Consider the following 15,862-nt stretch of genomic DNA (forward strand, 5'->3'; position numbering starts at 1 on the left):
ATTTACGAATGTCTTTAACCGAGTGTGATTGTAGTACCTATATTCCTTTTAAAGAAACAGGATTTTTCTCTACAATGATGTGTAATTACCTTGAAAAATCTGATACATTAGAACATTTTTACGGTAATTATCCGAATATTGAAGGATTTAAAAAACAGATAAACGAAAAACAAAAATCGTTTAGCAATCATACTAGAGAAGTGTTAGTGGCAGCTTTACGCTCACAATACGAGAAGACAAATATTTCTGAAAAGACAAAAGCAAATATTGATGCTTTATTGACTTCAAATACATTTACAGTAACTACAGGACATCAATTAAATTTGTTTACAGGTCCGTTATATTTCTTGTATAAAATTATTTCAGCTATCAATTTAGCAGAAGAGTTGTCGGCGCAATTTCCTGAACAACAATTCGTGCCTATATATTGGATGGCTACAGAAGATCATGACTTTGATGAAATTAATTATTTCAATTTCAAAGGAAGCAAAGTACAATGGAATTCTGAACAAACAGGTGGAGTTGGACGGTTTTCAAATGATGGTTTATCGCATGTTTTTCAAGTGTTTCAACAGCATTTAGGAACTTCAAGAAATGCCACTTATTTAAAAGAGTTATTTACAGAAGGTTATTTAAAGCATTCAAATTTAGCGGATGCAACTAGATATATTGCAAATGAATTATTTAGCGAATATGGATTGGTAATTATTGACGCTGATGAGAGTGCACTTAAAAAGGAATTTGCTCCTTTTGTAAAGCAAGAGTTATTAGAAAATACTTCTTATCGAGAAGTATCGAAAACAAATGCATTACTAGGACAGTCGTATAAAATTCAGGTTAATCCTAGAGAAATTAATCTATTTTACTTAACAGACACACTTCGTGAGCGTATTGTTTTTGAAGATGCTATTTTTAAAGTGAATAACACTACAATTAGCTTTTCTAAAGAAGAGATTCTAAAAGAGTTGGAAAATCATCCGGAACGTTTTTCTCCAAATGTAATTATGCGTCCGTTATATCAAGAAATAATTCTACCTAATTTATGTTACATAGGTGGAGGAGGAGAGTTGGCTTATTGGATGCAATTGAAAAGCTATTTTGATACTGTAAGAATTCCTTTTCCAATTTTATTATTACGTAATTCAGTACAAGTTATTAATCAGAAGCAGTATAAGAAGTTAGAAAAATTATCTGTTTCTGTAGAAGAGTTGTTTTTAAAGCAAAACGATTTACTGGCTAAAAAAGTAAAAGAGAATGCAGAAGTGCATTTCGATTTTGCTGAGCAGCGTACTGTTTTAGAAACACAATTTAATTCACTACGAAAAATCGCAGAGCAAACTGATGTTTCTTATGTAGGCGCGGTAAATGCACAAGAGAAAAAGCAATTAAAAGGTTTACAAAATTTAGAAAAGCGATTGTTAAGAGCGGAAAAAAGAAGACAGGCTGATTTAGTTACTAGAATTACAGAGCTTCAAAATACAATTTTACCGAATCAGAGTTTAGAAGAACGTCAACGTAACTTCTCTGAGTATTATTTAGAGTATGGAAATGATTTTATAGTGTCTTTAAAGAAGGCTTTAAAACCTTTGCAATTAGAGTTTTTTGTATTGGTAAAATAGAAGCTTACTATAGCTGATTTTTGAAAATCAATTTCTAAGTTTTTGTATTCTATTCATTATTAAACCTATATAAGAGGTGAAAATCACAGCCCATGTTAAGGCTATTTCTGAATAGTGAATTTCTTGTTCATTCTCTAGAAAAAAACTGTACTGGTTGTATTGAATGATTAATAATAATAGTACTATTACAATGTATATTATTAAAGATAATTTGATGTGTTTTTTAGATTTTGGACGATAACCGATAAGTATTTCTTTTGTGTAAATAGTTAAAAGAACAATTGTAGTTATATTAGGTAAGATTAAGTTCCAGAATGTATTTTCTTTATTTAAAAAATAAAATAGCAAAGTATAAAAACTTCCGATATAAAGAATGATAAGGTATATAGCTAACCACAATAATTTAAATAAGATAGGAAGTGTTTTTGTAGTAAAAGTATTATTCGTTGTATTCTTTTTTATATTCAAAAATACTAAAACTAAAACAACCTTTTCAGTTACATTAAACTAAAAAGGTTGTAAATTTTATATAATAAAAAGAAGAGTTATTTCTTTTTTTCTGTCATTTTATAAATTGTTTCAACAGCAAAAGAAGCTAAAACAATACCTACAGCAATAAATACATCTTCTTTACTCTTACTGTAATGCTGAATAATTAAGGTTACTAAAGCAGCAGAACATGCTATACATCCTAATAAAGGAATAATCTTATTCCCTTTAATTTCTTTGGCTAGTTTAAAACCAACAAAATTCACAATTGCAAAAATTAATAAGAATCCTACACTACCAGCTGTAGAAATACTTTCTAGTCTAAGAGTATTAACAGCTAACAAAGTAACAATTGTAGTAATTAATAATCCAATAGGTTGGTTCCAAAATTTATAGGTAAATGCATGTGGCAATTCATCGTCTTCTGCAATTTCATAATTAACACGAGAACCCCCATATAAAGACGCATTAATAGCAGAGAAAGTAGATATTAATGCAGCAATAGTAATTATTGTAAATCCTACTTTTCCTAACATTGGCTCAGCAGCTACGGCTAATACATAGTCTTGTGCCTTTGCAATTTTATCAAAAGCTACAGATCCTACAGTTACCATTGCAATAATAATGTATAAGAAAATTACAAAGATTATAGCACCGTAATATGCGCGCGGAATATTTTTTTCTGGATTTTCAATATCTGGAGCTGCGTTAGCAATTAATTCAAAACCTTCATAAGCAACAAAAATAACCATTCCTGCAGCTACTAATTTAAAAGTAGATTCCCAATGTGCTGGAGAAAGTTGATGTAAATACGAACTGCTATACAAGCCATAAACTCCAATAACAACAAAAGATAATAAGATTACTAACTTAATAATTACAGCAATCGATTCTATTTTACCAACAACTACAATACTGTAGTAATTAATAAATGCAGCAATAAGAACAATAGCACTACTATAAATATGAAAATCTAAGGTTTTGTCACCAGTTAAGCTAAAAAGGTTAGGAGCATAAGAACCAAATGCAGAAGCATATAACGCAAGCATAATTATGTAACTTATCCATAATAAGTTATTAATACTACCACTAAAAATACAAACTCCAAATCCTTTATTAATAAATTTAACGGTACCACCTCTGTCGGGGTATTTAAGCGAAAGTTTTACGTAACTATATGACGTAATTAATGCAATTAATCCAGCAATTAGAAAGGAAACTGGAGTTCCTCCTTTAGCTAGTGAGGCAGCTAAACCTAGTACAGCAAAAATACCCCCACCAACCATTCCACCAATTCCAATGGATACAGCTTCTTTGAGTCCTATTTTTTTACTCATGTTAATGTTTTTTTAGTTAATTGAATCTTAGTTTTCGGAACTTAATAATTCGTTAAAAGTTACAGTATATAAAAAGTCAATTTACTGTTATATTATCAAATCACCAAGTTACTAACTCCTTCAGTCGTAATGAATAGGGTTTACATTTCAAAAAAACTAAAAACATTTCTGTCATAACATAAGCCTTAGCTAAACTTTTCGTGATTAGAATTGGCAGGATGTTTAAAATGTTCAACAAATAATATGTCTTTCTTGTTAGGGTTCTAATAATGACCAAACATTATAAAATTAGTCTTTGTCCAATCTTTAAAGTACTTGATCTTTTAATTTTATTTGCTTTACAAATTCTACGTATAGAAACGCTATTTTTATAAGCTATTCTAGATAAAGTATCACCTCTTTTTACAATATAAACTTGTCGTTTTCTTTTCTTGTAAGCAGTAGCTTTTTCATACGAATCTAAAATTACAAGATTACTTTGTCTTGTTGAAACATGATAGTAAGGCGTAGCCCAATCTTCAGTAACCCAAACATTTTTAGAACGAATTTTGGTATTATCCTTAAAATTAAAAACATGTTCAGGATTAACATCGACACCATTATATCTAACTTCTAGATGTAAATGACTACCTCTAGATCTTCCTGTATTTCCACCTTTTCCAATAAGTTGCCCTTTTTTAACAACTGTATTTACTTTCACATCATATTTAGACAAATGTGCGTACACAGTTTCTAATCCATTATAATGTCGTACAACTATAGTTTTACCATGGCCAGCATGATAACCAACATAACGAACTTTACCATCTAGTATACTATACACATCATCACCAGTAATTAAATCGATATCAATTCCTCTATGAGATCGACCACGACGCCATCCATATCTTGATGTGATTACGTGTTTTCTTGGAATTGGTGAAGCATATGAACTATCTAAGAAGCTAATTTCGAAAGGAAAACTAATTTCTGTCTTGTTATAAGGATTGAAATGTATTGTATCCCAATTTCGATTAAAATTTACAATACTTAAACTGTCTTTTATCCTAGCTGTTTTTAAAGTTTTTTCTTTATATGCTTTTATTATAGAGGGTAATTTACTTAAATCTTGACTATGTAAATTAGAAAATGAAAAGCTAATACATATTAACAGTATTAATTGAATTCTAAATGAATTTTTCATAGAATTATAAGTAGTTAAAATTTTTAATTAAACAATAAGTTTGTTGTGTTAGAATTTTGTTTGAAAGTTAGTTGATAAAATCAATCGGATTAACATATTCATTATTATGTTTAATTGCATAATGTAAATGCGGACCGGTTACTAAACCTGTACTACCAGAATATCCAATGATTTCACCTTTTTTTACAGTTTGATTTTTCTTACAATTGAATTTACTTAAATGAGCATATAAGGTTTCATAACCATTGGTGTGTTTAATAATAATAAGGTTTCCCCAATTCTTTTCGAAAGAAACATTAGCAATTACACCATCAGCTGTTGCAACAATAGGAGTTCCATTGGCAGCTCTAAAATCAATACCATTATGGTGTCGCATAGTTTTTAAGATAGGATGTTTTGCTGGACCATATTTAGCTGTAATATCAACTTTAGATACATTTTTAATAGGCGATATTGATGGTTTTGTTATATTCTCATTAATGATTTCAGGTATAATTGATGCTGGAATTATCGTATGTTGTTTTGTAAATGATACCATGCATAAAAAAGCTATTGGTAATAAAATCAAGTATTTAAGCTTTAATGATATATTTGATTTTGTTTTCATAATCATTTCTATTCTTTTTTTAATTAAGGGTTGCCTAAAATGGCTGTACAAATTTGAATTTGATGTGTTTTCAATTTCAATTTTTAGCAGATTTAAATATCTTATAATATCTATTTGTTGACTATTAATGACTTCTGAATCAACTTGGTATTCATGAATAGATTTAAGAGATTTTCTATAGAGATAAACAAACGGATTGAACCAAAAGAAAGCGATGTACAATTCTGTTAAAAATAAATCTAAGGTATGTTTATGGTCTATATGTTTCTTCTCGTGTTCTAAAATGATAGTATCAATAGTATTAATTAAATTTTTAGGAATGAAAATCCAATTAAAACAAGAAAAGACTTCAGTTACATTAGCGTATATTAACAGGTATTTTTGATTTCTTTTGGCTTCTGAAGTACACTTTAAATTATATAATTTAACTAAAGATTTTAAGAAGTTAAATAAAGAAATAAGAATACCTAAACCATAAATTACTGTAATAATTAGCAGCCAGTTAATGTTTTCAGTAGTTATAATTGGAGAAGTATGTTCTATAATAGAATCATTATTTACGAGGTCTAATTCAATGAAAGACGGAATTTCAATAGTATTAGTAGTTATTGGAATTATATAAGAAGTACTTGCAATATATATTGAAAAAGGAATGATACTTAGTAAAATGATTCTATTTAACTGATGAAAAGTATGTTTACGAAGTAATAATTGAAATACTAGGTAAAATAATACAAATACCGCGCTCGATTTTAATAAGAAAACAATAAGACTATTCATCTTTCTTTTTTAAATGTTCTATTTTTTCCTCAATAAGCTCTTTCATTTCTTCCAATTCAGATAGGTTTAATTCTTCATTTTTAGTAAAATAAGAGGCAAACTTTCCTGAAGATCCATTAAAAAAACTAAAAATGATATCATTCATATATTCAGAAAAGTATTTCTTTTTACTAACTATTGGATAATACTCTCTAGTCTTACCAAAAGTATTATAATCAATAAATTTCTTCTTTACCAATACCCGTACAACAGTAGAAATAGTAGTATAAGCAGGTTTAGGATCTGGATACTGTTCTACAATATCTTTTAAGAAAGCTTTTTTTAGCTTCCAGATATAGTGCATGATTTGCTCTTCAGGTTTGGTTAGTTTGTTCATGAAGGCAAATATATAAAAGTTATTACTACAACTATAGTTATAGTAATAAAAAATATGTTAAAGTATATTTTAGGTTGTTTAGAAGTAATTAATCTAGCTCAAAAAAACTAAAAACATTTCCGCCATAACGCTTGTCATAGCTAAATTTTTCGTGATTAGAAAGGTTGGTGTGTTTAGAATGCTCTACAATTAATACACCTTCTTCATTAAGTAAGTCATTTTCAAAAACAAGATCTACAATTTTTAAAAATTGTGCTTCCTCAAAATCATAAGGTGGATCTGCAAAAACAACATCTGCATTGATAGCTGTTTTTTCTAAGAATTTATAAACATCGCTTTTAAAAGTCGTAATATTCATTTCCAGCTCATCAGCAGTTTTATTAATGAATTTTACACAGTTAAAATGCGCATCTACGGCATATATATTTTCTGTACCACGCGAAGCAAATTCATAACTAATGTTACCAGTACCAGCAAATAAATCTAATACTGTAATATTATCAAAATAATACAAGTTATTTAAAATATTAAACAAAGACTCCTTTGCCATATCAGTAGTTGGTCTAACAGGTAAATTCTTAGGAGCATTAATTCGTTTGCTTTTGTATTTTCCAGATATAATTCGCATTTATGACAGTAGAATATAATTTGAGTGTGGGAAAAAATGTTCAGATTTCTCTAAGAAATCATGATTTGGTTCTATAAAATCAACATTTTGAATATATTGACGAGCTATAGAATACGTTTCGTAATCATTAACAATATTCCCTAAAAATAGAAGTTGGAATGTTGTAAAATCTAATTCTAATTGCTCAGCAACAAATAAAATATAATATAGAAAATCTTCTTTAGACGTAAATTCAAAAGAATTGTATAATGTAAAAGCACCATTTACAAAAACAACAACATCCATATTATAATAGGAAACATTTACATACATGGTTTCCTTAGTATTTTGTTGATGCATTTTTGTTAACTGTTCTATAAGAACAGTAGAATGATGTTTAAACTCGAACTCTCCAAAATTTTGGAATAAAAAATTATTGATGTTTACATACGGAATATATACATTTTTAGCCTCAATAGAAGCTAAATTGTCAAATGTAATATAGTCAGAAGCTAACGTTTTAATCGTAAAATTTAAGTACGATTGTAATTGTGCTTCATCAAAATAATCATTAGGAACTTGTGTAACTAATTGATTTTGATGAATAGCAGTAATACTTTCAAAATCTACTTGTAGTTCTTTATCACTTTCAAAAATTTCCTGTACTTTTTCCAGTAATAATTGAGGAGTGTCTACACGCTGATCGAAAGCATATTCTGTAAGTAATATAATATTTTGACTAGGAATATCTTTAACGCAAAAAGAAAATCCATCCAAACTAAATTGGATGGACAAACTTTTATGTTGTGAAAAAAGATCTTCTTTACTCTTCTGAATCAGTTTTTGCATCACCTTTATCATAATATGGAGGCCAGTTACCACCAGTTGATACTTCTTCTAAAGAACCTACAGATACGAAAGGCCCTTTAATTTGATCTGCTTCAATAACTTCTAATTCTTGTTTTACTAAGTGATTAGGTAATCCTTTTAAAATAGAAGCTTTGTCTGTTTTAGCGATAAATACAGGAACAAATAAGCCTGTTACTTTTTCAATAGAACTAGTCGCTATTTCAAATTCTTTATCTACTCCTGGTACATTAAACATACCTTTATAGTCTTTACCCTCAAAATATTTTAAAGCTGGTTCATAACCTGTAGTATCAATCTGCTTAACAGAGATTTTTTTAGTAATTCCACCACCTACATTAATCTCTTTTTCTACGTTTACTGTCTCAGTAAGTACCAAAGAATCATTTTCTATGAAGTTAATTAGGTTGTTTTTATTGTTAGCATATTGACCTTTAGCTTGCCTATACTTTATTTGTGCATCTCTAATCAACTTTAAGTTGTCTATTACTTTAGCGTAACGAACTTTTTTCTCTTGGTTGAATTTAATAGGCTCCATAATACCATTGTAAATTAAATATGTTAGGTATCCTGTAGCAGCTAATAATAGTAAAGATACTAACCATCTTAATTTTAATGGAACAAATTTTACTATTACAAAAGCTAAAAGAACAGTAACAATAACGGCTCCTATTATCATTAATATTAAATTCATTATTTCTAGATTTTTTTAAAGTATGATATTCGCAAATCTACAATTTTTTTTCAATCATGAAAACAAATATTTAGAATTACACTTATCTTTGATTTTTTATTTGAACTATGATTAAGTCGCCTACCGATTTTTATAAAGAATTACTCAAGCAATTTTCTTACGAACCTACAGAGAAACAATTAGAATTAATAGACGATTTATCTAACTTTGTTTTTGAAACCAATAATCGTGCCCTTTTTTTATTAAAAGGATATGCAGGTACAGGAAAAACTACGGTAATTAGTACTATTGTACATAGTTTGTGGAAAGCTGGTAAAAAAGCTGTATTGTTGGCACCAACTGGTAGAGCTGCAAAAGTTATTTCTGGATATTCTAAAAGACAGGCATTTACCATTCATAAAAAAATCTATTTCCCCAAAAAGCAATCTAGTGGAGGTGTGAGTTTCGTTATGCAACCTAATAAGCATACAAATACTATTTTCATTGTAGATGAAGCTTCTATGATTTCCGATCAAGTACAAAACGCCAAACTATTTGAAAATGGTTCTGTGTTAGATGATTTAATTTCTTATGTGTATTCGGGAAAGAACTGTAAACTAATTTTTATTGGAGACACTGCACAGCTTCCTCCAGTTAAATTAGATGTGAGTCCGGCATTAGATGCTGATAAATTATCTCTTCATTATAATAAAGATGTATCAGAAATAGAATTAGACGAAGTAGTACGTCAGCAACAAGACTCTGGAATTTTAGCTAATGCTACCGATTTACGTTTGCTAATTCAAAATGAAGGGTTTGATTTTCAATTTGATCTGAATTTTCCGGATATTATTCGATTACAAGATGGATACGATATTCAGGATGCCATTACTGGAGCTTATGATGGAGATATTGGAGTAGAAGATACAGCTATTATTGTACGATCTAATAAAAGAGCCAATCAATACAATCAGCAAATTCGAACTAAAATTAGAGGTCAAGAAAATGAAATTTCAGTTGGAGATTATGTTATGGTTGTTAAAAACAATTATTTCTGGTTAAAGGATTCTTCTTCAGCAGGCTTTATAGCAAATGGAGATATTTGTGAAGTAATGCGAATTAATGAAATTAAAGAGTTATATGGATTTAAATTTGCAGAAGTTGAGGTAAGAATGATTGATTATCCAGACATGAAACCTTTTGAAACAGTATTGTTATTAGATACATTAACAAGTGAAAGTCCTTCATTAACTTATGAAGAATCTAATAAACTATACGAGGCTGTAAAAGAAGATTTTGCTCATGAAAAATCAAAGTACAAGCAGTTTATGGGCGTTAAAAAGAATAAGTTTTTCAATGCATTGCAAGTAAAGTTCTCATATGCAATGACTTGTCATAAATCACAAGGAGGACAATGGAAAACGATATTTATAGAACAACCGTACTTACCAGATGGAACTAGCGTAGAATATTTTCGTTGGTTGTATACAGCAGTAACAAGAGCACAAGAAAAATTGTACTTAATTGGTTTTAAAGATGATAGTTTCTTGGAATAAAACTTAAAACTAAAAAAAAACTTGAGCGATTTTAGAGTATTGTTTAAATGTAGCGAAGGGGGGATTTGCTCCTAATAAGTTTATTCGAAAAGAAAGATTAAGAATCTATATACAATTACTGTTGAGACACTTTAGGATAATCAAAGCTATCAAAAATGAAACTTTTCTACAGGTAAACAAATCTAAAGAAAAATTATTTTGAGATAAAAGATTCTTCACGTTGTTCAGAATGACAAAATGATGAATAATGTCATCCTGAGTGAAACAAAGGATCTGTTGTATCCAGTAAACATTTCTCTAAATAAAAGATTCTTTACGTCATTGCGAGTGCTCCCTAAGGGGGCTAAGTAAGTATCGAAGGACTCGAAGGGATCATTCAGAATGACGTTATTTTTGTATAGCTTTCTCTATGTTCAAAATAACATTTATAAACAGTTCCTAACTTATTTTAAAGCATTAAAAAGTGTTAGCATTTTGTTAAACTCAATTTGTTGGCTATTAAAAAGATTACATTTGTTAGTCAATCTTAACTATTAGAAATGAACAAAAAGACTCTTATTTTTATTTCATTTTTGTTGATTACTACTTCGGTAATCGCTCAAAAGCCTCAAAAGTTAACTTCAAACCAAATGTACGAGAAGCTACAGAAGCTAAACTTTTTAGGGACAGCATTATATGTCGCAGCACATCCAGATGATGAGAATACTCGTTTAATTGCTTATTTAGCAAATAATGTAAAAGCAAGAACAGCTTATTTATCACTTACTAGAGGAGATGGAGGACAAAACTTAATAGGCCCAGAAATTAGAGAATTATTAGGAGTAATTCGTACACAAGAATTATTAGCAGCTAGAGGAGTAGATGGAGGAGAACAACGTTTTTCTAGAGCCAATGATTTTGGATATTCAAAGCATCCAGATGAAACGTTGGAAATTTGGAATAAAGATAAAGTTTTAGCAGATGTAGTTTGGGCGATAAGAACGTTTAAACCAGATGTAATCATCAACCGCTTTAATCATAGAACACCTGGAACTACACATGGTCATCATACTACTTCAGCAATGTTAAGTGTTGAGGCTTTTGACATGGCGGGAGATAAAACAAAATATCCAGAGCAATTAAAGTATACAGATGCATGGCAACCTAATCGTTTGTTTTTTAATACTTCTTGGTGGTTCTACGGAAGTAGGGAAAATTTTGCTAAAGCAGATAAGAGTAAAATGTTGAGTTTTGATATTGGAGTGTATTATCCGCTAAAAGGACTTTCAAATAATGAATTAGCTTCTATTGCAAGTAGTCAACATTTATGTCAAGGTTTTGGTAGATTAACCACAAGAGGTAGTCAAACAGAATATGTAGAGTTTTTAAAAGGAGACTTTCCAAAAGATAAAAAAGATATTTTTTCAGGAATCAATACTACTTGGAATCGTTTAGAAGGAGGAGGAGCTATTGGAGACATTTTATACGATGTAGAAAAGAATTTTGATTTTGTAAATCCATCAAAACACCTTCCTGCTTTACTAAAAGCATATCAGTTAATTAATAATTTAAAAGACGGATATTGGAAGAATATTAAACTAGCACAAATAAAAGAACTGATAGAAGCAAGTACAGGTTTATATTTAGAAGCCTCTGCAAAGAGTTCAAGTGCTACGCCTAACTCAACAGTAAAAGTAGATTTTGAAGTATTAAACAGAAGCAATGCTTCTATGGAATTAACGTCTATAGAATGGTTACCTGCAAAAACTACGGTAACTAAGAATGAGGAATTATTTCCTAACAAAAAGAAAACATTTACAGAAAATCTTTCTTTAGAAGGAATTAACTTTTCTTCACCGTATTGGTTGAATGCAGATTGGAGTTTAGGAATGTATAAAGTAGATAACCAAGAATTGATTGGGAAACCAGAAACACCACGTCCAATACAAGCAAAGTTTAATGTGATGATAGATAATGTATCTATTTCTTTTGTAAAAGATGTAGTACATAGATATTCGCAACGAGATAAAGGAGAAATATACGAACCGTTTGAAGTATTACCTAAAGTAACAACTAGATTGCAAGGTAAAGTTGTGATTTTCTCGAACGATCAAGCAAAAGATATTTCAGTACAAGTACGATCTGGAGCTACAGATGTAAAAGGTTCTGTAGCATTAAAAGTTCCTAATGGTTGGAGTGTTACTCCACAGAGCATAAACTTTGATATTGCTCAAAAAAATGATAAACAAGAAGTAACATTTACGGTAAGTCCATCAAAAAATCAATCGGAAGGATATATTGAAGTTGTAGCTACTGTTAATGGAAAAGAATATACAAAAGAATTAATTGAAATTAATTACAATCATATTCCAAAACAATCTGTATTACTTTCATCTAAAGCTAAAGTAGTACGATTAAACATTCAAAAAGAAGGCAAATCTATAGGATACATTCAAGGTTCTGGAGATGCTGTACCAGAAAGTTTACGTCAAATAGGATACACGGTAACAGAAATTAAACCTGAGAATGTAAATGATAATGTATTGCATAATTTTGATGCAGTTGTTGTAGGTATTAGAGCGTACAATACAAAAAAGGAATTACAGTTTAAGCAAAAATACTTATTAGACTATGTGAAAAACGGAGGGAATTTAATTGTGCAATACAATACAAACAGGCGTGTAGATGTACAAGCACCCTATACATTACAATTGTCTAGAGATAGAGTAACAGATGAGCATGCAAAAGTAACTATGCTAGCAAAAGAACATTCTGTTTTAAATTATCCAAACAAAATATCGAATGCAGATTTTGATGGTTGGGTACAAGAAAGAGGTTTGTACTTTCCTAATAAATGGAGTAAAGAATATGTTCCTGTTTTATCTATGCACGATAAAGGAGAAAGTGCTAAAAAGGGAAGTTTATTAATAGCACCATATGGTAAAGGAAATTATATTTATACAGGTTTAAGCTTCTTTAGAGAACTTCCAGCAGGTGTTCCTGGAGCTTATAAACTATTCGCAAATATGCTTTCTTTAAAAAGAAATAAAGAGAAAATAAAAGGGTAGTCTATTTATATATAGAAAGTTCGTTTTTTTAAATAAAAGCATCATTCTCATTTTTAGGGTGATGCTTTTATTGTTTTTTATTTAGAAAAAAACTAGAATATAGACCACGTCATTCCGAAAGAGCAATAGTGGCTGGAGGAATCTTTCTGTTTGATAGACAGATTGCTTTACTCCATTACATTTCGTTCGTAATGACGAACCATTTGTCATTCTGAACGGAGCCTGAGGAGATTCGAAGGCAAAGTGAAGAACCTCCTATTTAGAAAAAGAATTGGAATAAAAGCACGTCATTCCGAAGGAGCGGTAGCGGCTGAAGGAAATCTTTCTATTAGATAAACAGATTGCTTTATTCTATTGCATTTCGTTCGCAATGACGAACCATTTGTCATTCTGAGCGGAGCCTGAGGAAACTAGAAGGCAAAGTGAAGAATCTTCTGTTTCGAAAAAAGAATTCGAATATAGACGATGTCATTCCGAAGGAGCAGTAGCGACTGAAAGAATCTTTCATTCGGAGAAATGTTTATTCTAATACTATAGATCTTTCGTTTACACTTCGAGTTCCCTCAGTGTACACTCAAGATGATATACTTGATTTTTTCTCTCTATTCTTTAATCAACTATAAATCTTTAGTCGTAAATAAATTAATAGATACAGTGGCTAAATCAGAATTCGGAAACTTTTTAAATGTATTTTCATAAGGAATGAGTCCAATATCTTCCATAGATTTCATGAATTCGTCAATTTCAATAATGTATTGATCTGAATAACCATGAGTAGCATCATAAGCCGTAGCAGCAGTTTTTCCTAGACTTTGCGCAACCAATGTTGGTTTCGAAGTGTGTAGCTCTATTAATAATAAACCAAACTTACTAACGTAAGGTTTCCATTTATTAAAATGTTGTTTTAAAGATTCTATAACTAAATTGTTATTAATGCGTACACCACGATGTGCATAAGCTCCTGTAGAAGTTGTAGTTGTTATTTTACCGTTTAATTTAGGTTCTTCCCAAATTCTATTATGGTCTAAAAACGTTCGCACGTTCAACAAATCTGAAAGTTGGATACCATACTTTTCTTGTAAATCTTTGGACATTGCTGCAGGATTTCCTATATCGCCCCAAATAACCTTAGCCCAAATATCTGCTTGTACTAAGTTTTTGCGTGTAATTTGTAACGCAGCTTCGTTATAATCAACACCAATTAAAAACAAAGGATAATCTTCTAATACCTTTCCTCTTTCTGTTTGGTTTTCTATTACGTTGAAAAGGTGTTTTAAAAAAGCACCATTTCCGCAACCTACATCTAAAATACCTTTAGGTTGTTCGTGTATTGGTTTGTTAAATAAATTGATGATAATTTCATCTAATACCTTAAAATATGCTGCATGTGCACCACCGCTTCCCCAAACATTCATTTCTCTATCTACATGAATCTCCTCATTTCCTGGTCCAGAAGCTCTAAAAATTGTTGGGTCTCCAAAAATAAATTTGTCTAATTTTCGAAGTGTAGGAATATAAGAGACCGTAACTCCATATGCACTTGCTCTTCTTGCAAAGAACAATCCTTTATCAGTAAATTCATAAGAACCGTTTGTTTTATGAAACCAGCCTAAATGTGTAAGAATGTCTAATAAACGCCCAAAGTTTTCGGGATCTTTATGAAACTCCTCAGCTTTAAATTTGGTTTGCATAAAATATTTATGAAACATTCCTTTCATGCCTAATAAAACTAAAGTGGGCCCCACAATAATTCCTTCTATATGCGTTAAAATTTGCTTTTGAATTGTAGCTGTTTTAGCTTCATTAGAAATTTCAATACCAAAGTTATTTTTTAAGTTGTTAAATAATGCTTCTAATTTTAAAAAAGGAGCTACTTCAAATTTTCTAGAACTAAAATTTTCTGAGAATTTTAATAATGCAACAGCTTCTTTATACAGATGAAAATGTTGAAAAGCAACTTGAGAGTGTTCGTTAATAGCAACCGTAACAGTATTTTCTTGATTGTTTACATTGTATGTTAACCAACCTTGTGAGGCTAATGTTCGTAAGGCTACATTAAGATAGCCTTCGTTTGCTTTAAACTTTTTAGAAAGCTCAGTAACATCAGCAGATTGTTGTTCAAGCAAAAAAGTAGTGATTCCTTTTTGTGCTAACTCATAAGCAGCAGGACATGTTACAATTCCGTCTAAATGACGAAATAAAGTACCTCTAAGTATTGATTTCTCTTGTTTAGATAGCATAAGTTGTAATGGTTTGTTGTAAGGTTAATTATATAATTGAAATAGAAACACCTGTTGGTATTTCAGAAATAGCATGTACATTGGTAATTGTACCTATTTTTACGCCCGGACTAGAGGTTCTAGGTAATGTGCCATCTCCATAAGAAGTTGCTCCATACATAAATAAGATTCCAAATTTTCCTGCTTCTTTTGGTGATCTCCAGTATACAACATCACCTACATCAAAAACTTCTTTTTCTGTACCATTAAAAGCTAGATCTAAATCGTATTGATAAAAGAAAACTTCACCTCCAATATTATTCGTACTTCCTGTTAAAGCAGGCGATTTTTGAATTGCATCGTATAAATATGAATGTTTATCCCAATTAATTTTTATTGTTACAGTGTCTATTTCTAAGATTCCTTTCATTATTACTTTAGATTGTAAATGGTATAAGTCCTAGCTATAAATTTAATAGATAAATTGAAACGATACTGAATT

The 15,862-nt window shown here is 30.1% G+C and carries 12 protein-coding genes; 3 read left to right on the forward strand and 9 right to left on the reverse strand.

The window, feature by feature from the left end:
* Positions 1–8: 8 nt before the first annotated feature.
* Complete coding sequence (gene bshC / locus ACKTTC_RS00895) at positions 9–1,619, forward strand: bacillithiol biosynthesis cysteine-adding enzyme BshC (protein ID WP_408037409.1); 1,611 nt, start codon at positions 9–11, stop codon at positions 1,617–1,619.
* A 545-nt stretch (positions 1,620–2,164) separates the two neighbouring features.
* Here bshC and ACKTTC_RS00900 read toward each other — a convergent pair.
* The 7 genes from ACKTTC_RS00900 to ACKTTC_RS00930 form a co-directional block, all read right to left on the reverse strand.
* The gene (locus ACKTTC_RS00900; protein ID WP_408037411.1) at positions 2,165–3,445 is read right to left on the reverse strand and encodes an APC family permease; all 1,281 of its coding nucleotides are present in this window, start codon (positions 3,443–3,445) and stop codon (positions 2,165–2,167) included.
* 280 nt (positions 3,446–3,725) lie between these two features.
* Positions 3,726–4,628 (reverse strand): peptidoglycan DD-metalloendopeptidase family protein, encoded by a 903-nt coding sequence (locus ACKTTC_RS00905; RefSeq protein ID WP_408037413.1) that lies wholly within the window; start codon positions 4,626–4,628, stop codon positions 3,726–3,728.
* A 67-nt stretch (positions 4,629–4,695) separates the two neighbouring features.
* Positions 4,696–6,015, reverse strand: a complete 1,320-nt coding sequence (locus tag ACKTTC_RS00910) for a peptidoglycan DD-metalloendopeptidase family protein (RefSeq protein WP_408037415.1) — start codon at positions 6,013–6,015, stop codon at positions 4,696–4,698.
* A complete protein-coding gene (locus ACKTTC_RS00915; RefSeq protein ID WP_408037416.1) occupies positions 6,008–6,391 on the reverse strand; it encodes a BlaI/MecI/CopY family transcriptional regulator in 384 nt (127 codons plus the stop codon). Before ACKTTC_RS00915 ends, ACKTTC_RS00910 begins: the two co-directional genes overlap by 8 nt.
* An 88-nt stretch (positions 6,392–6,479) precedes the next feature.
* Entirely contained in the window at positions 6,480–7,019 is a 540-nt protein-coding gene (gene rsmD, locus ACKTTC_RS00920; RefSeq protein WP_408037418.1) for a 16S rRNA (guanine(966)-N(2))-methyltransferase RsmD, read from the reverse strand.
* Positions 7,020–7,847, reverse strand: coding sequence for a DUF3822 family protein (locus ACKTTC_RS00925; protein WP_408037420.1), 828 nt, complete (start codon positions 7,845–7,847; stop codon positions 7,020–7,022).
* Positions 7,822–8,559: a hypothetical protein gene (locus ACKTTC_RS00930; protein ID WP_408037421.1), complete on the reverse strand. Its 738-nt coding sequence runs from the start codon at positions 8,557–8,559 to the stop codon at positions 7,822–7,824. Before ACKTTC_RS00930 ends, ACKTTC_RS00925 begins: the two co-directional genes overlap by 26 nt.
* Positions 8,560–8,666: 107 nt before the next feature.
* Here ACKTTC_RS00930 and ACKTTC_RS00935 point away from each other — a divergent pair, with 107 nt between their 5' ends.
* Positions 8,667–10,094: an ATP-dependent DNA helicase gene (locus tag ACKTTC_RS00935; protein WP_408037423.1), complete on the forward strand. Its 1,428-nt coding sequence runs from the start codon at positions 8,667–8,669 to the stop codon at positions 10,092–10,094.
* Positions 10,095–10,633: 539 nt separating this feature from the next.
* Positions 10,634–13,141, forward strand: coding sequence for a PIG-L family deacetylase (locus tag ACKTTC_RS00940; protein WP_408037424.1), 2,508 nt, complete (start codon positions 10,634–10,636; stop codon positions 13,139–13,141).
* A 617-nt stretch (positions 13,142–13,758) separates the two neighbouring features.
* On the opposite strand, the gene ACKTTC_RS00945 is transcribed toward ACKTTC_RS00940, so the two are convergent.
* Positions 13,759–15,381 carry a class I SAM-dependent methyltransferase gene (locus tag ACKTTC_RS00945; protein ID WP_408037425.1) on the reverse strand — a complete coding sequence of 541 codons (1,623 nt, stop codon included), beginning with the start codon at positions 15,379–15,381 and terminating at the stop codon, positions 13,759–13,761.
* A gap of 28 nt (positions 15,382–15,409) precedes the next feature.
* Positions 15,410–15,790 carry a hypothetical protein gene (locus ACKTTC_RS00950; protein WP_408037426.1) on the reverse strand — a complete coding sequence of 127 codons (381 nt, stop codon included), beginning with the start codon at positions 15,788–15,790 and terminating at the stop codon, positions 15,410–15,412.
* Positions 15,791–15,862: the final 72 nt, after the last annotated feature.

Source organism: Tenacibaculum amylolyticum, assembly GCF_964511145.1.
Lineage (GTDB): Bacteria > Bacteroidota > Bacteroidia > Flavobacteriales > Flavobacteriaceae > Polaribacter > Polaribacter amylolyticum.

Excerpts from the sequence above, each read along its gene's own strand:
- ACKTTC_RS00905 (WP_408037413.1), bottom strand. The coding sequence starts at position 4,628 with ATGAAAAATTCATTTAGAATTCAATTAATACTGTTAATATGTATTAGC.
- ACKTTC_RS00945 (WP_408037425.1), bottom strand. The coding sequence starts at position 15,381 with ATGCTATCTAAACAAGAGAAATCAATACTTAGAGGTACTTTATTTCGT.
- ACKTTC_RS00915 (WP_408037416.1), bottom strand. The coding sequence starts at position 6,391 with ATGAACAAACTAACCAAACCTGAAGAGCAAATCATGCACTATATCTGG.
- ACKTTC_RS00910 (WP_408037415.1), bottom strand. The coding sequence starts at position 6,015 with ATGAATAGTCTTATTGTTTTCTTATTAAAATCGAGCGCGGTATTTGTA.
- ACKTTC_RS00900 (WP_408037411.1), bottom strand. The coding sequence starts at position 3,445 with ATGAGTAAAAAAATAGGACTCAAAGAAGCTGTATCCATTGGAATTGGT.
- ACKTTC_RS00950 (WP_408037426.1), bottom strand. The coding sequence starts at position 15,790 with ATGAAAGGAATCTTAGAAATAGACACTGTAACAATAAAAATTAATTGG.
- bshC (WP_408037409.1), top strand. The coding sequence starts at position 9 with ATGTCTTTAACCGAGTGTGATTGTAGTACCTATATTCCTTTTAAAGAA.
- ACKTTC_RS00925 (WP_408037420.1), bottom strand. The coding sequence starts at position 7,847 with ATGCAAAAACTGATTCAGAAGAGTAAAGAAGATCTTTTTTCACAACAT.
- ACKTTC_RS00930 (WP_408037421.1), bottom strand. The coding sequence starts at position 8,559 with ATGAATTTAATATTAATGATAATAGGAGCCGTTATTGTTACTGTTCTT.
- rsmD (WP_408037418.1), bottom strand. The coding sequence starts at position 7,019 with ATGCGAATTATATCTGGAAAATACAAAAGCAAACGAATTAATGCTCCT.
- ACKTTC_RS00940 (WP_408037424.1), top strand. The coding sequence starts at position 10,634 with ATGAACAAAAAGACTCTTATTTTTATTTCATTTTTGTTGATTACTACT.
- ACKTTC_RS00935 (WP_408037423.1), top strand. The coding sequence starts at position 8,667 with ATGATTAAGTCGCCTACCGATTTTTATAAAGAATTACTCAAGCAATTT.